Annotated in this window: 21 protein-coding genes; 9 read left to right on the forward strand and 12 right to left on the reverse strand. The window is 63.7% G+C overall.

Translation table 11 applies throughout. The features are described 5' to 3' along the window. Nucleotides 1-33: 33 nt before the first annotated feature. From CWS72_RS10765 to CWS72_RS10810, 10 genes are all read right to left on the reverse strand, one after another. A complete protein-coding gene (locus tag CWS72_RS10765; protein WP_101250609.1) occupies nucleotides 34-1,656 on the reverse strand; it encodes a fumarate hydratase in 1,623 nt (540 codons plus the stop codon). 91 nt (nucleotides 1,657-1,747) lie between these two features. Then, nucleotides 1,748-2,245 (reverse strand): SspB family protein, encoded by a 498-nt coding sequence (locus CWS72_RS10770; RefSeq protein ID WP_101250610.1) that lies wholly within the window; start codon nucleotides 2,243-2,245, stop codon nucleotides 1,748-1,750. Between the two features lie 294 nt (nucleotides 2,246-2,539). Next, complete coding sequence (locus CWS72_RS10775) at nucleotides 2,540-3,061, reverse strand: Mpo1 family 2-hydroxy fatty acid dioxygenase (protein WP_101250611.1); 522 nt, start codon at nucleotides 3,059-3,061, stop codon at nucleotides 2,540-2,542. A gap of 97 nt (nucleotides 3,062-3,158) precedes the next feature. Next, nucleotides 3,159-4,370: a PLP-dependent transferase gene (locus CWS72_RS10780; RefSeq protein ID WP_101250612.1), complete on the reverse strand. Its 1,212-nt coding sequence runs from the start codon at nucleotides 4,368-4,370 to the stop codon at nucleotides 3,159-3,161. A 37-nt stretch (nucleotides 4,371-4,407) separates the two neighbouring features. Beyond that, a complete protein-coding gene (locus CWS72_RS10785; protein WP_241911677.1) occupies nucleotides 4,408-5,466 on the reverse strand; it encodes an isopenicillin N synthase family dioxygenase in 1,059 nt (352 codons plus the stop codon). 150 nt (nucleotides 5,467-5,616) lie between these two features. Next, nucleotides 5,617-6,909 (reverse strand): histidine-type phosphatase, encoded by a 1,293-nt coding sequence (locus CWS72_RS10790; RefSeq protein WP_101250614.1) that lies wholly within the window; start codon nucleotides 6,907-6,909, stop codon nucleotides 5,617-5,619. 55 nt (nucleotides 6,910-6,964) lie between these two features. Then, a complete protein-coding gene (locus CWS72_RS10795) occupies nucleotides 6,965-7,684 on the reverse strand; it encodes a TonB family protein (protein ID WP_101250615.1) in 720 nt (239 codons plus the stop codon). 1 nt (nucleotide 7,685) lies between these two features. Further along, nucleotides 7,686-8,081: an ExbD/TolR family protein gene (locus CWS72_RS10800; RefSeq protein ID WP_101250616.1), complete on the reverse strand. Its 396-nt coding sequence runs from the start codon at nucleotides 8,079-8,081 to the stop codon at nucleotides 7,686-7,688. 2 nt (nucleotides 8,082-8,083) lie between these two features. Continuing rightward, on the reverse strand, nucleotides 8,084-8,776 hold the full coding sequence (locus tag CWS72_RS10805) for a MotA/TolQ/ExbB proton channel family protein (protein ID WP_146002707.1): 693 nt from the start codon (nucleotides 8,774-8,776) through the stop codon (nucleotides 8,084-8,086). A gap of 67 nt (nucleotides 8,777-8,843) precedes the next feature. Beyond that, a complete protein-coding gene (locus tag CWS72_RS10810; RefSeq protein ID WP_158240592.1) occupies nucleotides 8,844-11,159 on the reverse strand; it encodes a TonB-dependent receptor in 2,316 nt (771 codons plus the stop codon). A 262-nt stretch (nucleotides 11,160-11,421) separates the two neighbouring features. Between CWS72_RS10810 and CWS72_RS10815 the strand changes: the two genes are divergently transcribed. Together CWS72_RS10815 and CWS72_RS10820 are read left to right on the forward strand one after the other, a co-directional pair. Then, nucleotides 11,422-12,135: a winged helix-turn-helix domain-containing protein gene (locus CWS72_RS10815; protein ID WP_101250619.1), complete on the forward strand. Its 714-nt coding sequence runs from the start codon at nucleotides 11,422-11,424 to the stop codon at nucleotides 12,133-12,135. A 765-nt stretch (nucleotides 12,136-12,900) separates the two neighbouring features. Beyond that, on the forward strand, nucleotides 12,901-13,569 hold the full coding sequence (locus CWS72_RS10820) for a response regulator transcription factor (protein WP_158240593.1): 669 nt from the start codon (nucleotides 12,901-12,903) through the stop codon (nucleotides 13,567-13,569). Between the two features lie 42 nt (nucleotides 13,570-13,611). On the opposite strand, the gene CWS72_RS10825 is transcribed toward CWS72_RS10820, so the two are convergent. Together CWS72_RS10825 and CWS72_RS10830 are read right to left on the reverse strand one after the other, a co-directional pair. Next, entirely contained in the window at nucleotides 13,612-14,253 is a 642-nt protein-coding gene (locus CWS72_RS10825) for a response regulator transcription factor (protein ID WP_101250621.1), read from the reverse strand. 2 nt (nucleotides 14,254-14,255) lie between these two features. Beyond that, the gene (locus CWS72_RS10830) at nucleotides 14,256-16,217 is read right to left on the reverse strand and encodes an ATP-binding protein (protein WP_158240594.1); all 1,962 of its coding nucleotides are present in this window, start codon (nucleotides 16,215-16,217) and stop codon (nucleotides 14,256-14,258) included. 620 nt (nucleotides 16,218-16,837) lie between these two features. On the opposite strand from CWS72_RS10830, the gene CWS72_RS10835 reads away from it, so the two are divergent. From CWS72_RS10835 to CWS72_RS10865, 7 genes are all read left to right on the forward strand, one after another. Further along, nucleotides 16,838-17,422 (forward strand): beta-ketoacyl synthase chain length factor, encoded by a 585-nt coding sequence (locus CWS72_RS10835; protein WP_420824060.1) that lies wholly within the window; start codon nucleotides 16,838-16,840, stop codon nucleotides 17,420-17,422. Then, a complete protein-coding gene (locus CWS72_RS10840; RefSeq protein WP_101250624.1) occupies nucleotides 17,419-18,183 on the forward strand; it encodes a lysophospholipid acyltransferase family protein in 765 nt (254 codons plus the stop codon). Before CWS72_RS10835 ends, CWS72_RS10840 begins: the two co-directional genes overlap by 4 nt. Then, nucleotides 18,176-18,439, forward strand: a complete 264-nt coding sequence (locus CWS72_RS10845; RefSeq protein ID WP_101250625.1) for a phosphopantetheine-binding protein — start codon at nucleotides 18,176-18,178, stop codon at nucleotides 18,437-18,439. Before CWS72_RS10840 ends, CWS72_RS10845 begins: the two co-directional genes overlap by 8 nt. Beyond that, a complete protein-coding gene (locus CWS72_RS10850; RefSeq protein ID WP_101250626.1) occupies nucleotides 18,439-18,702 on the forward strand; it encodes an acyl carrier protein in 264 nt (87 codons plus the stop codon). Before CWS72_RS10845 ends, CWS72_RS10850 begins: the two co-directional genes overlap by 1 nt. Before the next feature lie 188 nt (nucleotides 18,703-18,890). After that, the gene (locus CWS72_RS10855; RefSeq protein ID WP_101250627.1) at nucleotides 18,891-19,463 is read left to right on the forward strand and encodes a COG4648 family protein; all 573 of its coding nucleotides are present in this window, start codon (nucleotides 18,891-18,893) and stop codon (nucleotides 19,461-19,463) included. Next, nucleotides 19,460-20,773, forward strand: coding sequence for an AMP-binding protein (locus CWS72_RS10860; protein ID WP_101250628.1), 1,314 nt, complete (start codon nucleotides 19,460-19,462; stop codon nucleotides 20,771-20,773). The genes CWS72_RS10855 and CWS72_RS10860 overlap by 4 nt, the downstream gene beginning before the upstream one ends. Continuing rightward, nucleotides 20,770-21,108: an ApeI family dehydratase gene (locus tag CWS72_RS10865; protein ID WP_101250629.1), complete on the forward strand. Its 339-nt coding sequence runs from the start codon at nucleotides 20,770-20,772 to the stop codon at nucleotides 21,106-21,108. Before CWS72_RS10860 ends, CWS72_RS10865 begins: the two co-directional genes overlap by 4 nt. The last annotated feature ends 2 nt before the right edge of the window (nucleotides 21,109-21,110 follow it).

A 21,110-nucleotide genomic window follows, 5' to 3' on the forward strand; every position in this document is an offset into this window, starting at 1 on the left:
CCCAATCGCGGGGGAGGGTTTTTTACGGGCGAATTAATGGTTCAGGTCGGCGTAGAAGTCGTTGCCCTTGTCATCGACGATGATGAAGGCCGGGAAGTCCTGGATCTCGATGCGCCAGACCGCTTCCATGCCGAGTTCCGGATATTCCAGCACTTCGACCTTCTTGATGTGATGCTTGGCCAGGCCCGCCGCGGCGCCGCCCACCGATCCCAGATAGAAGCCGCTATGCTTCTTGCAGGCGTCGGTGACCACCTTGGCGCGGTTGCCCTTGGCGACCATCACCATGCTGCCGCCGTGGCTCTGGAACAGATCGACATAGCTGTCCATGCGGCCGGCCGTGGTCGGGCCGAAGGAGCCCGAGGCATAGCCTTCGGGAGTCTTCGCCGGACCCGCGTAATAGACCGGATGGTCCTTGAAATATTGCGGCAGGCCTTCGCCGCGGTCGATGCGTTCCTTCAGCTTGGCATGGGCGATGTCGCGGGCGACGATCATCGGGCCGGAAAGCGCCACCCGGGTCTTGACCGGATACTGGCTGAGGATCTTGCGGATCTGTTCCATCGGCTGGTTCAAATCGATCCGCACGACGTCGCCGGCCAGCTGCTTGTGGTCGATCTCGGGCAGATATTTCGCCGGATCCTTCTCCAGAGTCTCGATATAGATGCCGTCGCGGGTGATCTTGCCCTTGGCCTGGCGATCGGCCGAGCAGGAGACGCCGATGCCGACCGGGCAGGAGGCGCCGTGACGCGGCAGGCGGATGACGCGGACGTCATGACAGAAATATTTGCCGCCGAACTGCGCGCCGATCCCCATGCGCTGCGTCATCTCGAGGATCTTGGCTTCCATCTCCAGGTCGCGGAAGGCATGGCCGTATTTGCTGCCCTGGGTGGGCAGATGATCGAGATATTTGGCCGAGGCCAGTTTCACCGTCTTCAGGTTCATCTCGGCCGAGGTGCCGCCGATGGCGATGGCCAGGTGGTAGGGCGGGCAGGCCGCGGTGCCGAGCGTGCGGATCTGCGCGTCGAAGAACTTCATCAGCGCTTCGGGATTCAGCAGGGCTTTCGTCTGCTGGTAGAGGAAGGTCTTGTTGGCCGAGCCGCCGCCCTTGGCCATGAAGAGGAATTTATAGGCGTCGCCTTCGGTGGCGTAGAGGTCGATCTGGGCCGGCAGATTGTTTCCGGTGTTGACCTCCTCATACATATCGAGCGGCGAAACCTGGCTGTAACGCAGGTTGAGTTCCGTATAGGCGCTGGCCACGCCCTTGGTCAGGGCCGCCTCGTCGCCGCCGCCGGTCCAGATCTTCTGGCCTTTCTTGCCCATGACGATGGCCGTGCCGGTGTCCTGGCACATCGGCAGGACCATGCCGGCCGAGATATTGGCGTTCATCAGCAGGTCGAGGGCGACGAACTTGTCGTTGGCCGAGGCTTCCGGATCATCGAGGATGGTCCGCAACTGCTTCAGATGGGCCGGGCGCAACAGATGGGAAATATTGCGAAAGGCCTCGCGGGCCAGCAGGGTCAGGGCCGCCGGCTCGACCGTGATCAGCTCCTTGCCGCCGACGGAAGTAACGCCGATATGTTCGGAGGAGAGCTTCGTGTAAGGAGTGTCATCCCCGGAAAGCGGGAACATATCGGCGAAAAGCGCAAAATCTGCTGTCATGGGAAAGCCCCGTCGGTTGTCAATTGGGCAGGCGATTACGGGCCCCGCATGATTAGGACTTCCGGAAATGGACCGGCGGGGCTCGGGGAAACTACTTCTTGCGAAAGGCGTCCAATGCGATGACCTGCCCACCGGCTTCGGCCGGTGCCGGCGCCGGAGTGGGCGCGATCTCCTCGGCTTCGGGCTCGGCGCTGATAAGCTCGCTTTCGCTTTCCGGCCCTTCCGTTTCGATGCTGGTGTCGGCCTGGAACTGCAATCCGAATTTCGCGGATGGATCGGCAAAGGCGGTCACGGCGGCGAAGGGAATGTGCAGGCGCTCATTCACCCGATTGAAGGACAGGGTTACCTCGAACCATTCGGGGGTCACTTCCAGCCCCCAATACTGATGCTGCAGGACGATGGTCATCTCATCCGGGTAGCGGCCCCGGATATGCTCGCTGATGTCGACGCCCGGATGCCGAGTACGGAAGGTGATGTAGAAATGATGGTCGCCTGGAAGGCCATCCTGACTGGCGATCAGGGAATCGCGCAGAACGCCGCGCAGGGCGTCTTCCACCATTTTGTCGTATCTGAGAACCGTTTTCGCCATTTTTCCAGGACATCCTTAAGACTTGCTCTCGCCTTTCGACGAGTGAGGAGCTTCTGTTGCCCGGTACCCCCCGCACCGCGCGCGCCGATCCAGCCTCGCCCCCTTTCCGCCGTCCTCCGGACAGTGTCCGGCGATGATCGAATGTGGAGGCGCCTGGTCCGCAGCGCTCAATTCAATATGGCGTGTCGCGCCGTAGCCGGCCAGCCGGCGCAATCAATATAGAGCGTTGCCGGGTATTCTGCCAGAAGAGGAATCGTCATTGAAGCAAAATAACCATGTTTTTTTTGTGGGTGTTTATCGTGGCTGGTCTCCCGTGAAATCGCCGGAGGCGATCCGCCGTTCGACCTCGCGGCGAAGCTCGCTCCGGTAGCCCAGGTGGAAAGCCGCCTCGCCGGCCAGGAAAATCGGCGCGGCGAAAATCTGGAAGATGTTGTCGAGCAGCGCCGGCCGATTGCCTTCAATCCGATGGCCGAGCAATTGGAAGGCCCAGCCGCCCAGGAGAAGGCCGGCGGATATGATAAGCGCCATTTCGCCGTCGCGTGCGGCCAAGCGGTCGGCCATCCACAGCATGGGCAGGATGACCGCCGCCAGAGCCAGGGCGAGGGCGGCATCGAGCGCGAGATAGTAGGCAAGCGCGCCGGCGATGAAGATCTCGGCCGCCGTCAGCGTCATTCCGCCGATGGTGAGGCGGGCCAGCGACATGGCGATCAGAAGGGCGAAAATGATCAGGGGCACCCCGACGAAGTGGGTGAGCCGGTTGCGCCGGTCGCGATGATAGCGTCCGTAGGACGCCATTCGCTTTGCCAAAGATGTCATCCTTGCCGCCTCCCTTTATTCGTTATTCGTCGGTCATCTGAGAACTCGGACCGGGAAAACAACGGGGGCAGATCTTTTGGCCAGGCAGACGGTCCGGTTACGCCGCCGAGCGGTCCAGCGCCTGTTTCAAATCGGAGCCGACGTCCTCGGGATGTTCAAGCCCGATCGACAGAAGGATGGTTCCATCGGGCGATTCGGCGGAAAGGCTCGCCGCGCTGCGTATCGATCCCGGTTCGCCGGATGGGCGGATCATTTCAAGGGCGTCCAGAAACCTGCGGGCACGGCTGATGCCGCCGGTCGGCAGGAACGAAAGCAGGCTGCCGACGCCCGGATAGCAGATCGTCCCGACATCGGTGCGTTTTTTGAGGATTTCCGCTGCCCGGAAGGCATTTTCCGTATGTGTCCGCATGCGCAGGGGCAGGGTCTCCACGCCCTGGGCCAGCATGAAGACGTCGAAGGGCGAGACGGTATCGCCGAAATCCCGGAGCAGGCGCATGCGGGCGCGCATCAGATAGGCGAGCGGTACCTTGAAGCGCGCCGCCACCTCGGTCCATATCTCGCCGTGGTAACTATCGTCGGGAGCGGTCAGGGCGGGGAAGCGTCCGGCATGGTCGGTCCAGGCAAAGGTGCCGGCGTCGATTAAAACACCGGGCGATACCGTGGAATGTCCCACCAGGGGGCCCGCCGTCCGATAGATGACGATCGCTGCCCCCGACTCGATGGGGCGTACCAGGATCGGCAAGGCCGAATTGTCGATGATGAGGGGAATTCCGGCTCTATCGGCGGCACGGGCCACATCCCGGATCGGAAACAGGACGAGGTCGCGCAAGGGCAGCGTTTCGGCAAAATAGACCCTGGTGTTCCCATCCGTCGCCCGGAGAAATCCCTCGGCATCCGGAGATGCCGCCCATCGCGGTTCGATCCGGAAGCGGGTCAATTGCTCGGCCAGGACGTCGGCGCCGGCGATATCGCGGGAAAGGACGATGTTGTCGCCGGCCTGGGCCAGGTTGAGCAGGGCGTAGAGTCGGGCCGAGACCCCGGAGGCGACGATCAGCGCGCCGGCGCCGCCTTCCAGGGCGGCGAGCCGGCGTTCAACGATGTCGCGGGTCGGGTTGCTCGTGCGGGTATAGGTGTAGCCGACCTGTCGGAGCGCGAACAGCCGTTCCGCCTCCGCCGTATCGCGGAATTGATAAGAGGTGCTTTGGTAGATCGGAACCGCGACGGCCCCACTCGCCGGGTCTGAACGGAAGGTGCCTCCATGGAGCGCCAATGTGGCGGAATAGGGGGGCGCTTTGATGGTGGCGGTCATGACGTGGTCTTTCTTGCGGGTTTCGTCGCCGGAGGGATTAATAGGCGGACGCGGAGGTCTGACGGTTCTGCTCGTCGAGGGACAGCAAGTCGGCGTGATGGCGCCGGGCGACGTCGGGATGGGAGCGGAGCCGGCCTTTCAACACGTTGCGGCCGACCTCGCGGAACAGCGGATTCAATGGGTCTGCGGTAAGTCCCCGGCATTTCGCCCGCAAGGGTTCGGGCAGTTCGACGAGCGGGATTGTCGCGTCGAGGCGGGCGCCCAGGAAGAATGCCACCGAGAACCGCTCGGAACCGGCGGGGGGCGATATCACGTCATGGATGTCGGCACGGACGAATCCATTGGTGGCCATTTCCAGCAACTCGCCGGTATTGACGACGAAGGTTCCGGGAATGGGCGGAGCATTGAGCCAGACGCCCTCTTCGGTACGGACGCGCAGTCCTTCGACGGTGTCCTGGAGCAGGATGGTCACCAGGCCGCCATCCTTGTGGGGGCCGACGCCTTGAGCGCTCGTCGTCTCCTGGCGGCCCGGATAGCGGATCAGCTTGAGCAACTGGGTGGGCAATGGCTCGTAGACCTCCCGGAAGACGTCGTCGTCCTGGCCGAGGGCAGCCGCGATGGCTCTGAGCACGGTGATGGCCACCCGCGTCGCTTCGGCCTGATAGGCGAGGAGCAATGGCCGCAGTTCCGGGAGCGCCGAGGGCCATTGGTTCGGTCCCGATAACCGGCGCCACGGCGGGTCATCTGGAGAGAGGGGGACGGCTTCTGTTTCGCTGTTGACGTCGAGTTGTTCCCGCCAATCGCGTTCTCCCCGCGTGTATTCCCATCCCGGGCGGGTGTAGCCGCGGAAGTGAGGCGAATGGATCATATCGATGGTCAGCTTCTCGGCGTCCGGCAGGGCGAAGAAACGTCTGGCGCCCATCAGCACATCGTCGATGAGCTGTGGGGCGACCCCGTGACCGGTAAGATAAAAAAAGCCGTGATCGTGAAGGATTCGACGAAACGCGTTCAGAAACTCGCCGCGCTCCGGTCCCTTGGCGGTGAAACGGGAAATGTCGACGAAGGGAAGAGAGTTTATGCCCGGTTGCTCGGTCACGGCGTCGGTATCCCCTTGCGACTCCCGCCGGCCTGACGAAATGACGGGGCTCGTGTGCCGGCGATAAAATAAACATATAAATAATGTGTTATTATTGTATAATACGCGAAACATCAATTCAAATGCATTAATTATACTGGATAGGTGTGTTTATTCGCCGTCCGACGATGCGGAGAGGCAGCCGGGGTCAATTCTTCCGGTCAGGCGGTTGGTGAAGGCGCTCAAACGGCAAAGCCCCTGCGGACCGTCGCAGCCGGCGACGGGAATGATCAACGATTCCGCCAACCGTCCCGCATGGAGATCGTCGGTGCGGTGACGCAATTCCTCCAGCGTTTGATAATGGACGACGAGACGGACATAACGCTCGCCCTTGGCCCCGTCGCGCCAGACCTCGAAGGCCATGGCGGTATCGGGGGCGGTCTTATCGGGCTGGTCGGGCAACGTCCAGTCGACGTCGAGCAATCCGGCGAGGTTGGAAAGATTGGTGTCATGTCCGACGAAGGTGGCCATGCGGGGCTGCCCGGCCCGTGGGGTTTCGGCAAGCAGATCGGCGATCCGCCGGACCAGCAGGGCGCTGTGGCGCGACGCGATGTGGGGCGTGCGCCGCATCAGGTCGGCGTAAAGATCGTGCAGGGGCATGATCGCCGCCAGGATTTCGGGCGAGGCCGCGCGGCCCCAGCCGACCGCTCCCGCCGGAAATCCCTCGGCATATTCGAGCAGGATGCTTTCGCTGATGGTAGCGCCGATGGCCAGGGGGCCTTCCATCCGGATGTTGCCGTTGGTGGCGCGCAAGCTGTTGGCCGCCGTCACCATGAAGCATTTCGCGCCATCTTGGCCGGTGCAGGACGCCTGGGTGGCGTCGGGGAACAGAACCTGCTGCAAGGCTTGGCGGGCCTTGTCGTAATCGGGTCCCGGCCGGTCGAGATCGCCGCCGCTTCGCGCCAGGATCTCGGCTTTGGCCCGTTCGGCGTCGATCGCGCAAAGCTGCCGGCGGTTCGATGAGAAAAGCGGATCTTCGGTTCCCGCCGGCGCATGCTCGGCCGACAGGCCGCAGCCGGGGGCCGCCCCGCCGGCGAGGGCGTCTCCACTGGCGCGAGTCCGCTGGTCGGCGCTGTCGGCCCGGAAGAGGAGCGAGCGGCGGTCGGGGCAGCCCCGGGCGGGAAGCAATCCCGCCGCCGCGTAGCGTTGGCGCAGGTAAGCGCCCATTCGGGCGGTTACGCGGGCGCCATGCGCGGTCAGTTCGCCGGGCCCGACGGTCCAGGACGGCCATGTTTCGGCGGCGTATCTCGACAGTTCCTCGGTGTTCTTGGTCGGGGAGCGAATACCGTGCCGGATCAGGATGACCACTTTTTCAAGCCGGAGATCGGGAGCCGCCCGGGCGGGAGTCGCGGCGACGGCAAGCCCGGCCAGCAGGATGCCGAGAATCTTGGTTTTCCTGGTCATGACGAAATCCTTCCTGATCTTTGGTGTCTTTTGAGGGCTGGCGACCCGGATGGGGTCAGTAGCCCTTCTTGAGAAATTCGACCCAGACCGTCAGATGCAGCGTCTGATGCCGCAAATGGGCCGGAGCCGGGGGATAGTCGGCTTCTTCCACGGCCGCCGCCGCCGCCGTGTCGAAAGGCGGGAAGCTTCCGGATTCGACGATATGGATGGCGCTGACGCGGCCGTCCTCGAAATCGAACCCGACGCGGACCCGGCCCTGCCGGCCCATGGCCTTGGCCGCCGCCGGAAATTTGGCCGCCGCCTGGACGGCCGCCCGCAGCAAGGTTTCAAACCGGACCGCCTCCTGCTGCTGGGCCGGGGTCGCCGTCGCGGCGGCCTGGGCGGCGGGTTCCCGGGCGGCGGGGGCCGGCGTCACGCTTTCGATCGGCTGCGGAGGGGCGGAGACGGTCTCGGCCGCCGCGGCCGGCTCGGCTCGCGGGACCGCTATCGCCCGTGCCGGTTTGGGCGGGGCGGGCTTCGGCGCCACGGCCTTCGGCGGGGCGGGGGCAGGCGTCGGCGGCGGATCCCTTGGCACCGGCACGGGGACCGGCGCCGGTTCGGGAAGATCGACGTGATTGACCTGCATGACGACCGTCGGCTGGGGTGTCAGCGCGGCCGGCTTTTGCGGCCGTCCGGTGACGATGCTGAAGATCATGACCTCGATCGCCACGGCGATGGCGAAAGCCAGGGGCAGGGGCATCCGCCGCGACGGCCGGCGCTCGGCGCGTGCCGTCATGTCAATGCGCCTCTTGCGCGGCGATGCCGACCTGGGTGATGCCGGCCAGACGGCAGGCGTCCATCACCGCCAGCAATCCCTGCAAGGTGACCGTCCTGGCACCGGCGATGGTGACCGTGGTCTTTTCCGGTTCGGGTTGCCGACGCAGCGTCTCGGTCAGATCGGCCGGCGACAGGCGCCGCTGGTCGATTTCCATCGCGTCATCGGACAGCAGGGTGATGACCAGCTTGGGATGGGGCAGTTCCTGCGCCGTGGCGCTTTGCGGCAATTGCGAGGCGATGCCGTTGGCCGGGATCATGCGCAGCGTCACCATGACGAAGAAGACCAGCAGGAAGAACATGATGTCGATCATCGGGATGATCTCGATCCGGGCCTTGCGTCTTTCGAAATACCGCATGATCAACCTTTCGCGGCGGCTGTGGTCAGGCCGTGGAGCGGGGCGGACGCGACGGACGCATGGGCCTGGACGGCGTGCCTGGGCGCGTCCATCCGGTTGACCAGGGTCACCTTGATCCGGTCGAGTTGATGGATCACCAGGCGGACGGCATTGTTCAGTCCGTTGAAGAAGACCAGGCCGACGATGGCGATGAACAGGCCGCAGGCCGTCGCCACCAGGGCTTCGGCGATGCCGCTGGTGATCTCGGTGGGGGCGCTGCCCGGTTTGCCCAGCACTTCGAAGGAGTTGAACATGCCGATGATGGTGCCCAGGAGGCCCAGCAGCGGAGCCAGGGTGACGATGGTGTCGAGCATCCACATGCGCCGGTCGATATGCGGAGCCTGGGCCAGGATGGCCTCCTCCAGCAGTTCGGACAGGCGGTGCGGATCGGATATTTCAGGAAAATCGAGGGGAACCGCCAGAATCTCTCCATGTGGATCGTCGACGGCGCGGTCCTTGAGCTCGCGGATGGCGGAGGGATCCAGATGGCGCAACCGCGACAGCTCGCCAAGCAGCATGTCTCCCTTGCGGATCAGACGGCCGAGGAACCAGCTCCGCTCGATGATCACGCCGAGCGCCACGGTCAGCAGAAAAGCCATGATGTAGAGAATGCCGCCCGATTCGGTGGCGAGATGAAGCAGATAGGCGGTCGTCATGAGCGGATTCTCCATGCGCTGATGTCGGGGAGGGGGGAGGGGGCGGCGTTTTCCCGCCGCCCCCTCGTCAGAATTTGACCGAGACGGAACCGAAGAAGCCCCGGCCCGGATTGGTCCACCACAGGGGCACCGTGTTGGCCGAGGAATCGGAGGTGGTTCCCGCCAACCCGACGATGCTGTGGTTGTCGAACAGATTGGTGACTTTCAGGCTGAGGCCGATTTCCCGCAGGAAGGCGGGCACCCCTTGTTCGGCCTTCAGCGTGTAGCCGACGGCGAGGTCGGCATACATGTAGGAACCGATGGCATATTGGTCGGCGAGGTCGGTGGTCGTGGCGTTCTGCCCGAACTGCGGGCCGACGAACTTGCCGATCAGCGAACCGTAGAAGCCCCTCTTGTCGTTGTAGATCAGGCCCAGGGCGGCGGTCTCCTTGGGGGCCTGGGCGACGTAGGTGCCGGTCCGGGTGTATTTGGCGCTGTTGAGCGAGCCGTTGGCGTAGGCGCTGACGCTGTGGCCGAGATAATAGGTGCCTTCGACCTCGACGCCTTGATAGATGGCTCCGCCGGCCTCGGTGAAGACGGTGTTCTTGGTGGTGGCGTCGGTGGTTTCGAAGAAGTAGTTGGTGAAATCGATGTAGTAGACATCGCCGGACAGCGCCAGCCGGTCGGTCTGCCAGGCCGTTCCCACCTGGAAGTTCCACGTCTTGGTGGAATCGACGGACGCCGCCTTGCCATTGGTGTAAAGGGCGTCGAGCGGCGGCGCCTCGAAGCCCTTGGCGACCTGGGCATAGGTCGTCCAGCCGGGCTGCAGGACATAATTGGCCTGAATGGCCGGCAGCACCGACATCCAGGTGTGCCCCTCGTTGGCCGGCAGGCCGGTGTTCTTGTCGATGGTGGCGTCGACCGTGCGGCGGACCACGGCGTATTTCACGCCCGGGGTGATGGTCAGGCCGGGAATCGGCTTCCAGTCCATCTCGACGTAGGGCTCGGCGGTGTTGAGCCAGTCCTGCATCAGATAGGAATAGGCCGAGCCCGTCGCGCTCGTGGTGTAGGTGGTTCCGCCCTTGCTCCAGTCGACGTTGTAGCTGGAATAGTTGTTGGTGGCGCGGTCGAACCAGATGCCGGTTTTCAGCTGCGAGGCGCCGACGTCCTTGGACAAGCGGAAGATATCGCCATAGGACCGGTATTTCTGCTCGGAGACCTTGCCGGGAACGTCGTTGTTCAAGGTGGTCAGAACGCCGTTCAGGTAATAGGACTTGGTGGGCGTGTAGCCGCAGACGGCGGCGCCCAGGGATTTCGAGCACAGATAGCTCGATCCCTGGGTCCCGGCCGCCGCTCCGTTCACATCCTTGCCCTGGTAGCCGACCTTGTAGAAGGAGTTGGTATAGAGTTTGTTGTCGATCCCCCAGCCGTCGCCCAGGTCGGACACCAGTCCGATATATTCGAAATCGGTGTTGTAGGTGCCGTAGTTGGTGGCGTAGTAGCCCTGGTCGCGGGCGTTGGTCGACAGGCCGTGATCGGCGCCGTACTGGGCGATCTGGGCCGCCGTCGAGCCGGTCGGGATATGCTGGAAGGTGTCGTTGTACATGCCGACGACGGTCAAGGCCGTGTTGGTGTTGAGCGGGCTGACCACCTTCATATAGCCGTTGGCCCGCCGGCTGCTGGCGTTGGTCAGGTAGCCGTCCGACGTCTCATGGGAGAAATCGGCGATGATGGCCGCGCCGTTGGCGGCCTTGACGCTGCCCGAGTCCACCTCGGTGCCCCAGATGGCCGTGTTGAAGCTGCCGAAGCTGCTGTAGGTGTTGATCGTCGGCAGTTCTTCCGGGTCGCGCGATTTCAGCGAGACGGTGCCGCCGAAGGTGGCGACGCCGATGGTCGAGGCCGATCCCGGGCCGCGATCGACTTCGACCGAGCCGATATCATGCTGGGTGAAATAGACCGCCGACTGATGGTGGAAGTCGGTGGGCGAGCCAAGCCAGGGAATGCCGTCGAAGATGATGTTGTATTGGCCGTCCTGGAAACCGCGGATGGTGATGATCTTGCTTTCCTGCAGACCGGGCCCGTTCGGTTCGACATTGGAAAGGCTGGGCGTGAATTTGATCGCGTCGTCGTAGTTGCCGCTGGAAGGCACGCTGTTTTCGATGAAGTGCTGGCTGACCAGCGAAGTGGGCTGGCCCACTTCGAGAGGCGTCCTGCTGGGAGCCTGATAGGGCGCCGTTTCGATTTCGGCGTCACTGCTGGAACCGACACCGCGCGCGGCGTCCGACGTCGCCTGCACCGTGCCGAGATCGAGGTTTTCGGCGGCTTCGGCGGTGATGCCGGTGGATGCCGCGCAGGCCCCCAACAGGGCCGCCTGGACCACCCGCAGAACTTTCGGCTTCGTCATAACCTTAACCCCCCAACTTCTGGCCATAACCGATGAATGGGGCCGGTGTACCCGTGGGCTTGGGGGACGTCTTGACGGCAACCTGACGAAAATTTAATCGATTTGGGAAAAACATGTGTTTTGAAATACTTGTTGCCATGAAGTGTGGGTTTTAAGTTTTTATGACAATCTTTTCCAAGAATGGTTGTTTGATGATGGCCGTGACATAACGGTGTGGTCACCTTGCTTATGAAGTTTTCTCATTAATGACTGTTTCAATAACGTGACTGCGACGCTCCTTCTTGGTTTTTCCGGTGAAAAAATTATCGGTGATTATCCGGAACACTTTCGTCGCGATGGTTTCGTCGTTCGTTTGAGTCTTGGCCGGTTCCTGGGGGCGGCGATCAGGGAAGGCCGCTTCGACGCGGCCGTGTTGCTGGCGGACCGGCCGGCATCCATTTCCACCCTGTTGGCGCCGGCCATGCCCGGCGACCGGCCGGTCATCTGTCTGACGCCGGCATCGAGGGAGGAGGAGATCGCGCTGTTGGAGGCGGGGGTCAGCCTTTGCCTGCCGGCGGATGCCGCCCCCGCCGTTCTCTCGCTGTGGATGCGTCATTTGCTGGCTTTGGCCGGACGGGTCCGGCCCGCCGGTTTCGAATTCGATCCCCTGGCCAGACGGGCGCGTTACGAAGGGATGGAACTGCCCCTGCGGCCGATCGAATTCGACATTCTTCTCTACCTGGCCCGCCAGGCCGGTCATCCCTGCGACGCCCATGACCTGCTGCGGCGGTTCTGGCCCGGACGCTCTTCCTCGCCGCAAAGATTGGCGGTGACCATGCATGGCGTGCGGAGCGTGCTGGCCGCCGTCGGTGCCGGCGCCTTTCTGCGGACGGTTCCGGGGATGGGATATCTTTTCTCATCCGACGGTGTGGTCGCGTCGCGCCATCGGCCGTCCGACTTGCGAGGCGGAAGAGGGGAAAAAGGCCGGGCTTCATAGTTTTTTCCCTCGCCCGCAAGGGGCTGCGGCATTCACATATCGTAAATTTTGTATTTTTTTATCAGTGCTTTGCCTGCTGTGAATAGAACAGTGGCACCGGCCTCCGTGCCCATATGCGCTAGCTTAAGCCCTCTCCCGCGTCAGCGGGAGGGCGGGCAAGATCCGAAGCGAAAACCAGATGGAGAACACTGTCTCCCAACGCCTTTCCAGAGAAACACAGATGAACGGGATGAACACAGATAAGCACAGATGAGCTTTTTCTTTATCTGTGCCCATCCGTGTTCATCTTGTTCATCTGTGTTCCCGATAATGGCGCCACGGATCCAGCAAGATGCGGGATGCGCCCCCCTCTCTCCCGCTTGTCCGCGGGTGAGGGGGGCTTAGCGTCGGCGCGACATAAAGACTTGCTTGTTTCTGCACACTTTTTCCGCGCTCCCGCGCGTAACTCCCCTCACCCAACTCGCTTCGCTCGTCCCCTCTCCCGCAAAGCGGGCGAGGGCTTATGCTAGCGCATATGGGCGGGGACGCCGGTGCCACTCGTCGGATTGCTTCGTTTTTGGCTGGCAAACGACTGATTTTTCTCCGCCGAAAAAGCAAAGATGTGTGAATCCGCGAGGGGGGAAGGGCTTTTGCTCTGCGACGGAACCGGAGGCGACGGCCGTCGTTTACAGGTCTAGGTAGTCGCCCGGATATCCTCCTCGTGGAGGGTTTTCTATGCTGGTGTCCTGATCTCGGTGGATGGCGGGTTGCGGAGGGCGCTGGAGCATGCGGGCATATCTTTGGGGCGATCGGACGCCACATCTGCTTCGCGTCGAGCGGATTTTCCAGGAGCGCGGCTGGCAGGTGGATCATGGCGTCTCCCCGGCCGGACAGGGCTATGAGATCGCGATCATCGAATGCGACGGCGTCGACCGGTCGACCCGGGCGCGGATCGCCGAGTTGCGCCGGGCCGTCGAGGCCGAACTGGTTCTGGTGCTCGGCGATTTTTCCGCCGCCGAGCGGGGGCGGGGCCTGTCCCTGGGGGCCGACGACGTCATTGAGAGGGATGCTCCGGCCGCCCTGGTGATGAGTCGCGTGATGGCGTTTCTGCGGTTGCGTCTGGGGCGGTTCCAGGACAGCTATCAGATCGGCGAGTTGACCGTCGATCTTTGCCGCCGCCGCGTCCGTCGCCGTGGGCACGACATTTTGCTCTCCCAGCGGGAATTCCAGCTTTTGGTGCTGCTGGCCCGCGACGCGGGATGCCCGCTGCCGCGCAGCGCGATCATCGAGTCCTTGTGGGCCGGCGATCTTGGCGTCGGCGACAATGCGGTGGACGCCTTGGCGTCCCGGCTGCGCCGGCGTATCGATGGACCTTTCGACGGCAAGATGCTGCGGACCGTGCGCGGTGTCGGATATTGCCTGGCGGCGGACCGGGATCTGCTCCTGGCGTCCTGATCCCGAACAATGTTCGGTGTTGCTTGGGCCGGCGAGCGGGATTCACCCCGGACGCCACGCATCCTCGTCCGCGGACTGCGTCATTCGCAAGATCAGATGGATGAGCGCCGACAGATTATCGCAGCGCATCTTCTCCATCACCTTGGCGCGATGGTTTTCCACGGTGCGCGTGCTGATGTTCAGGTGGATGCCGATGATCTTGTTGGGATGGCCGGCGACCATCAACTCCATCACTTCCCGCTCGCGCGCGGTCAATAGTTCCAGGCAGGATCGGGTTTCGCTCAGCCTGTTCCGAGTGCGCCGCAGATGATCCTCGCGGTTCAGCGCTTCGTGGACCGCCTTCAGCAAGGTCTCGGCGCTGAACGGCTTTTCGATGAAATCGACGGCGCCGGCTTTGAGGGCCTCCACCGCCTTCGGGACGTCGCCCTGCCCGGTGATGACGATGACCGGAAGCCGGACGCCGCGTTCGCTCAGGTCGCGTTGAAGGGCAAGGCCGGTGAGGCCCGGCATATGGATATCGACGATCAGGCAGCCGGCGTCGCGTTCGACCTTTGCCGCCAGAAAGTCCTCGGCCGAGTCGAAGGGGCGCGCGGCGATCCCCTCGGCCCGCAACAGTTCGCCAAGACCGTCGCGGACGGCTTCGTCATCGTCGACGATGAAGACGGTCGGCGGCGTTCCGTCCATAGTCACGCTCCCGCCGCCGGAACGGTGAACGTGAGCGTCGCTCCCCGCGTGTCCTGCGGCGTGGCGAGCCAGAGCCGTCCTCCGTTGGCCTGGATCAGCGAACGGCTGATGGAAAGTCCCAGTCCCATGCCGTTGCGCCGCGTCGTCGCGAAGGGGCGGAAGAGGTCTTCCGTCACCTCCTGCGATATCCCCGGACCGTTGTCAGCCACCGAAATCGCGATCATGCCGTCGCCGGCCGGTTGCGCCGTGATCCGCACCCGGCGGTCTTCATCGTCGAGAGCGTCCATCGCATCCATGCTGTTGCGCAGCAGATTGATCAGGACCTGCTCGACCTGCAGCCGGTCGATGCGCGCCGTCAATTCCGGGGGCACCGACAGGTCGAATTCGGCTTCGCGCCGCGCCGCCTCGTCGGCCAGCAGCAGCAGGACCTCCCCGATCAGGTCGGTCACGGCGACCGTCTCGGCCTCGACCGTCGCGTTGCGGAAGAATTCGCGCAGCCGCCGCAGCACATGGCCGGCCCGTTCGGCCTGGGCGGCGGCCTTGGACAATTGTTCGCGGGCACGCGGCGGAATGTCTGTGCCAGCCAGGGTCCGCTGGCAGGCACCGGTATAGGTGATGACGGCGGCCAGCGGCTGATTCAGCTCGTGGGCGAGGGCGGCCGCCAATTCCTCGGTCAGGTTGCTGCGGGACGCCGATTCCAGTTCGGCCCGGCGCTGGCCCAGGCGGACGGCGGCGCGGCGGCGGGCGCTGATATCGCGCACGGCCACGACTTGTGTGAGGCGCTCGCCGATTTCGATGGTCGAGGTCGAGGTCTCCACGGGGACCTGCGTCCCGTCGGTACGGTGCAGCGTCCGTTCGCCGTCGCCGGCCAGGGCGGGCAGCGACAGCACCGATTCGAGCGGTCTGCCGAGAATGGCGGTGGCCGGCGTCGCCGAAAGGGCTTCGAACTGCCGGTTGATCATTTCGATGCGGCCCTCCTCGTCGACCAGCGCCATGCCGTCGGGAGCCATGTCGATGATCGCCTTCAGGCGCGCCTGGCCCTGGATGACCGAGCGCCTGGCCCGTTCCCGTTCGGAAATGACGGCTCCCAGCAGCAATCCGGTGGCGGCGAGGGACAGCATCAGGATTTGCAGTTTGACGATCTGGTTCGGAGCGAGGTCCAGAATGGCGATGCAGCCGGCGAACGCCGCCTGGATGGGCAACAGGACGCTGGCGGCTCCGCTCAGGCCGTAACGCGCGGCGATCCAGACCAGGGGGATGAACATGGGATAGAAGCGCGAGCCGACGGTCCGCGGAAAAATGATGTAGAGAATGCCGCCGACAAACGCCGCCAGCGCCAGGCACTCCCATGACAGTAACGCCTTCAGCCGCTCCGGGTGATGCAGGGTTTGGCGATTCACCAGCAGGAAGGGACCCATGACCAGGCCGCCCACCATGTCCGCCACCCAATAGTGAAATACTGCCGCCGGCAGTTGCCCGGCCGGAACCTGGGCCGACATCCATAGGGCAAAGACATAGGTCATGGCCATCAGGGCGGCGGCGGCGGCGATGACGCCGATGAAACGAAAGACATCGTCGAAGCCGCCGAGATCCGGGTCGACGCGCAGCCGGCGTTTCAGCAACCATGCCGCTCCGCTGTAAATGCAGGCTTCGGTCAGGGCCGTCAGGCAGCCGGGAACCGCGCCGGCGGTTCCGGTTTTCGGCAGAAGGACCGTGGCCAGGGCGCCGGCCACCAGCCAGGGCATCCAGGAGAATCCGCCCAGCAACAGTAACGCCAAGGCGATGGCCGGCCGCGGATTCCATGGCGGAATGCCCAGCATCTCGTGAGGATGAAAGCCGGCGAGCCAGTCGACGGCCAGATAGGCCGTCAGATACAGAAGTCCGATGCTCAGGCGTTGCGGGGAAAGGGTCAAGGATGGGGCCGCCGTGCCGACCACGATGCCGTCGCGGTGGAAGAGTTGCACCGCCCACCTCTCTGTAATTTTGGTTAATTCGGATGAAATATATCCGAAGGAGATGAATGGATAGTGATATTTCAAATAACCATGATTCATTTTTCTCAAAAAAAGTGCCTCTTATGTCATATTATTGTAACATGTTCTGTGCGGCCGATCCTCCGGCCTCACGGGATGCGGCTGACGACACCTGATCACCGAGACGGTTCGATATTCGGGGCCCTGTAAATTTTTAAAATAATTGAAAATATATTTTGGGCTGGAACCACCTGTTTCGGTGGACTTTTTCCTCTCGCGGATTGAGCCGGTGATGAAAACAATCATCTCCCTTTCGTCCCCATGTTTATGATAACTTCTGCGTTATATCGGATGGGGGGGCCGGGGTGCGGCGCCGATAGAGGGTCTGATTGAGGTCTAGTGTGGGGAACATGGTGAAGGCGCCTGCGTCTTCGCTCCGCGGCGAAGCTGGGGCGTCGCGGAATGGCGGCAACGATTCCATGGCACCAATTTTTTTCCATGTCGTGAATTGGCAAGCTTGGTCGCCGGAACGGCCGACGGCGGAGGCGTGGCGTCTCTGGGCTGGAACAGGCTCGGACACGGGCCCGGGTCCGGCCGACGGTTCGGCGCCCGTGCCCATGCTTTTGCGCCGCCGTGTCGGCGCTCTGGGACAGCAGGCGTTGCGCGCCGCCTGGAGCATGCCGCAATCCGCCTCGGCGAGACTGGTATTCGCCTCTCGCCATGGCGAGTTTCCTCGCACGCTCTCGATTATGGACAGTCTGGCGGCGGGAGAGCCGGTCTTGCCCGCCGACTTCACTCTTTCGGTTCATCATGCCCTGGCCGGATTGCTTTCCATCGCACGGTCCAACCACCATGGACATACGGCGATCGCCGCCGGCCGCGACAGTTTCGGCTGCGGTCTGCTGGAGGCCGCCGCCTGTCTGGCTGAAAAGCCGGACGAGCCGGTGCTGTTCGTCTATTACGACGAACAGCTGCCGTCGCCGTTTTCCGATTTCGACGAGGATGGCGCCCCTCTCGCCGTGGCTCTGACGCTGGCTGCCGGCGGTGGTTCCTCCATCGGGCTCACCCTCTCGGCGCGTCCGGCCGATATGCCGGTTTCCAGGACGCCGGCCGAGGACTTCCTGCGTTTTCTGTTGGATAGGGCGCCATCGGCGGCAAGTCCGGGGGAACGCCATCTGTGGCGTTGGACCCGATGATGCGCAGGCTCGACTACTCATGGCGGCTGTTCGCCACCGGCAGCGCGTTCGCTTTCATCTTTTTTGGGGGCGGTTTGCTGGCGGTGACGGTGTTGCCGCTTCTTTCCCTGCTGCCGGGACGGAAGCGCCGGCGCGCGCAAATGATCGTCCACCGCCTGTTCCGGCATTACATCTGGATGCTGCGGCATCTGGGTCTTTTGACTCTGCAGACCGAGGGGCTCGACAAGTTGGCGGCACCCGGCGGGCGACTGGTGGTGGCCAACCACCCTTCGTTGCTCGACGTGGTCATCTTGATGGCCTTCATTCCGAAAGCCCAGTGCATCGTCAAGCATCAACTGTGGGACCATAAACTCCTGGGGCCGCTGGTGCGCCGCGCCGGCTATATCCGCAACGACCTGGATCCCGAAACCCTGGTGGCCGCCTGCAAGACGGCCCTGGATCAGGGAAACAGCCTGATCATCTTTCCGGAAGGCACCCGCAGCCTGCCGGGAGTCCCTCCGCAGATGCGCCGCGGTTTCGCCAATCTGGCCACGCTGACGGGGGCGTCCATCCAACTCGTCGTCATCACCTGCGATCCGCCCACCTTGATCAAGGGCGAGCCGTGGTGGCGCATTCCCCCTCACAAACCCTCGTTCCGCCTCGTCGTTGACGAGGTATTGGACGCGAGCACCTATCTCGACCACCAATGCCGCAGTCTGGCGGCGCGGCATCTGGTTCGGTTCGTTGAAACTTACTTCGCAGAAAAGCTTGGATATGTCTGACATCGAATATGAAGTGAAGAAGATGATCATCGAGTCCCTGAAACTCGAAGACATCACGCCCGAGGACATCAACAGCGAGGAACCGTTGTTCGGCGAGGGGCTGGGGCTCGATTCCATCGATGCCCTGGAACTCGGCGTGGCGATCCGCCAGCGTTTCGGGATCAAGCTGGAAACGGTCAGCGACGAGGTGAGGGCCTATTTCGCCAATGTGCGCAGCCTGTCCCGCTTCATCGGTCTGCAGCAGGGAGCGCAGTGATGGCTTCCCGCGACGAGCTTTACCAGAAATTGACCGAATATCTGGTTGAACTCTTTGAAATCGAACCGGGGAAGATCACGCCGGACGCCAAGCTGTTCGAGGAATTGGATCTGGACAGCATCGACGCCGTCGATCTGGTGGTGAAGTTGCAGGAATATACCGGCCGGCGGGTGAAGCCCGAGGAGTTCAAGGCGGTCCGGACCGTCGGCGACGTGGTCGACTGCCTGGAAAGACTGCTGAAGACGCATGACCTTCCGGCCTAGGGCGTGTCGTCAGTTGCCGGGATATCGTGCTGATGGCCCCAAAAACCGTCATGGCCGTGCTCGACACGGCTATCCACGTGGTGGGAGCGAACGGCGGAGACTTGTTCGGGGGCGTGGATGCCCGGCTCAAGGCCGGGCATGACGTCTTTTGATTGAATCGCCAAACCAAAATACCGGAAGAGCGGTAAATGACGACAGGCCCTAGAAATCCCTGGTTGGTTCTTGCGGTTCTGGGCGGGCTGGCCTATCCCCTGATTGTCTATTCGAGCTTTTCCCGGATACCCCCCCTGTTCCTGGTGTGTCTCGGCCTGGGGTTGATCGCCTTGCGGCTGGTCGGCCTGCGCCGTGTCGTCCGTTCCAGGACCTGGACGGCGGCTCTGCTCACCGCCGCCGCCGGCCTGATCCTTTTGTCCATGGTGGCCCCGGGATTGGCGGCGCGGGCCTATCCGGTCCTGGTCAGCCTGAGCGTGGCCGGCGTCTTCGCCGTCTCGATGCGCCATCCCCCCACGGTGATCGAGCGCTTCGCCCGGATGACAGAGCCCGATCTGCCGCCCGAGGGTGTGGCCTACACCCGTAAATTGACGGTGGTCTGGATCGTTTTCCTGGTTGCCAATGCGGGGATCTCGGCGGCGACCGCTCTTTGTGGGTCGTTGGCCCTCTGGACGCTTTGGAACGGCCTTTTATCCTATCTCGCCATGGGCTCGCTGTTCCTGGGCGAGCTGCTGGTCCGGCGGATGGTCAGGGGACGGGCCGGGACATGATCGTCGGTCCGCTGGCAGCCCTCTTCACCGGCCCCGGTACCGGCTCCCGGCCGGTCGCCTTGCGCGGCGGAAATCCCGTCGATTTCGCCGAGTTCCGCGCGGATGTGGCGAGGGTGGCGCATGCCTTTTCCGGCTGTCCCCGGGCCGCTCTGTTCTGCCGGGACAGCTACGTTTTCGCGGTGGGGCTGTTCGGGCTTTTGCATGCCGGCGCCAAAGTCATCTTGCCGCCCAACGGGCAACCGGGCCTGCTGGCCGCGTTGTCGGATCGCTTCGATCGTCTGATCGGCGACGATCTGCTGGAGCGGGCCGGCGGGGCCGGTGCCGACCTCGATTCCCTCCCCACCGGGGAACCCCTCCTGCACTTCTTCACGTCCGGTTCCACGGGCGAAGCGAAATGCGTCGTCAAATCCCTGGGCATGATGGAGCAGGAACTCCACGTCCTCGAGTCTCTGTGGCCGGCCGGCGACGGCCCGGTCCTGTCCACGGTCAGCCATCAGCATCTCTACGGCCTGACCTTCCGGATTTTGTTGCCATTGGCCGTGGGACGTCCGTTCACTGCCGAAACTCACGAATTGTGGGAGACGCTGCTGGCGGTCCTTCCCGCCGGCGCGGTGGTGGTGTCCAGTCCCGCGCATCTCGGTCGCACGGGCGGTCTCGCGCCGGTGCCGCCGGCTCGCAGGCCGGCCTGCGTCATGTCGGCCGGCGCGCCACTGTCGGCCGTCGCGGCGCGGCAGTCCGCCGCCATTCTCGGACCTCTGCCGACGGAAATCTTCGGCAGCACGGAAACCGGCGTGATCGCGACGCGCCGGCAGGAAAGGGGGGACGAGGACTGGTCTTTGTTGCCCGGTGTCGAAATGCGGACCGAGGCCGATGGCCGGCTTTCGCTGAGGGCCCCTCACATGGGGAGCGGTTGGGTGGCGACCGGCGATCAGGTCGCCCCCGTTCCCGGCGGCTTTCGTTTTCAGGGACGGATGGATCGGATCGTCAAGATCGAAGGCAAGCGGATCGATCTCAAGGATGTCGAACAGGCGCTGCTGCGTCTGCCCTGGGTCGCCGCCGCCGCCGTCGCCCTGCTGCCGGGGGATCCGGCGCGTCTGGCCGCCGCGGTCGTTCCCAGCCCGGCCGGCGCCGAACGCCTGGCTCAGCTGGGATCGTTCCGTTTCGGCCGGCTGCTGCGCCGCGACTTGTCCGATACTCAGGAGCCCGCCGGCATGCCCCGGATGTGGCGTTTCGTCCCCGCTTTGCCGGATGCGGATATGGGCAAGCGGCGCCGGGCCGATATCCAGGCCCTGTTCGGAGATCGGGGATGACCATTCCGGACATCGTCTCGTGTCAGCGCCCCGATGAGAGCTCGGTCGTTCTCGCCTTTCGGCTGTCCGCCGGGGCGGCCGCGTTCGACGGGCATTTCCCCGGCCACCCCATCCTGCCCGGCGTGCTTCAGCTCGATTGGGCGCTTCGCCTGGCCGAACGGTATTTCGGTTTGGAGCCGGCGGTGGGCCGGGACTTTCAGATAAAGTTCCGTCATGCGATCCTGCCCGAGGCGGATGTGATCTTGTCGCTTCGCCTGGATGCCGGTCGCCGCCTGGACCTGGAATACCGTGTCGGCGAGGTGGTCGCCTCGACGGGCCGGGTGCGTTTGGGATGAGA

It is taken from the genome of Telmatospirillum siberiense (assembly GCF_002845745.1).
Lineage (GTDB): Bacteria > Pseudomonadota > Alphaproteobacteria > Rhodospirillales > Magnetospirillaceae > Telmatospirillum > Telmatospirillum siberiense.

Bases quoted from the DNA above. Each gene is read 5' to 3' on its own strand.
- CWS72_RS10765 (WP_101250609.1), bottom strand. From the start codon at position 1,656: ATGACAGCAGATTTTGCGCTTTTCGCCGATATGTTCCCGCTTTCCGGG.
- CWS72_RS10770 (WP_101250610.1), bottom strand. From the start codon at position 2,245: ATGGCGAAAACGGTTCTCAGATACGACAAAATGGTGGAAGACGCCCTG.
- CWS72_RS10775 (WP_101250611.1), bottom strand. From the start codon at position 3,061: ATGACATCTTTGGCAAAGCGAATGGCGTCCTACGGACGCTATCATCGC.
- CWS72_RS10780 (WP_101250612.1), bottom strand. From the start codon at position 4,370: ATGACCGCCACCATCAAAGCGCCCCCCTATTCCGCCACATTGGCGCTC.
- CWS72_RS10790 (WP_101250614.1), bottom strand. From the start codon at position 6,909: ATGACCAGGAAAACCAAGATTCTCGGCATCCTGCTGGCCGGGCTTGCC.
- CWS72_RS10795 (WP_101250615.1), bottom strand. From the start codon at position 7,684: ATGACGGCACGCGCCGAGCGCCGGCCGTCGCGGCGGATGCCCCTGCCC.
- CWS72_RS10800 (WP_101250616.1), bottom strand. From the start codon at position 8,081: ATGCGGTATTTCGAAAGACGCAAGGCCCGGATCGAGATCATCCCGATG.
- CWS72_RS10805 (WP_146002707.1), bottom strand. From the start codon at position 8,776: ATGACGACCGCCTATCTGCTTCATCTCGCCACCGAATCGGGCGGCATT.
- CWS72_RS10810 (WP_158240592.1), bottom strand. From the start codon at position 11,159: ATGACGAAGCCGAAAGTTCTGCGGGTGGTCCAGGCGGCCCTGTTGGGG.
- CWS72_RS10820 (WP_158240593.1), top strand. From the start codon at position 12,901: ATGCGGGCATATCTTTGGGGCGATCGGACGCCACATCTGCTTCGCGTC.
- CWS72_RS10825 (WP_101250621.1), bottom strand. From the start codon at position 14,253: ATGGACGGAACGCCGCCGACCGTCTTCATCGTCGACGATGACGAAGCC.
- CWS72_RS10840 (WP_101250624.1), top strand. From the start codon at position 17,419: ATGATGCGCAGGCTCGACTACTCATGGCGGCTGTTCGCCACCGGCAGC.
- CWS72_RS10845 (WP_101250625.1), top strand. From the start codon at position 18,176: ATGTCTGACATCGAATATGAAGTGAAGAAGATGATCATCGAGTCCCTG.
- CWS72_RS10850 (WP_101250626.1), top strand. From the start codon at position 18,439: ATGGCTTCCCGCGACGAGCTTTACCAGAAATTGACCGAATATCTGGTT.
- CWS72_RS10855 (WP_101250627.1), top strand. From the start codon at position 18,891: ATGACGACAGGCCCTAGAAATCCCTGGTTGGTTCTTGCGGTTCTGGGC.
- CWS72_RS10860 (WP_101250628.1), top strand. From the start codon at position 19,460: ATGATCGTCGGTCCGCTGGCAGCCCTCTTCACCGGCCCCGGTACCGGC.
- CWS72_RS10865 (WP_101250629.1), top strand. From the start codon at position 20,770: ATGACCATTCCGGACATCGTCTCGTGTCAGCGCCCCGATGAGAGCTCG.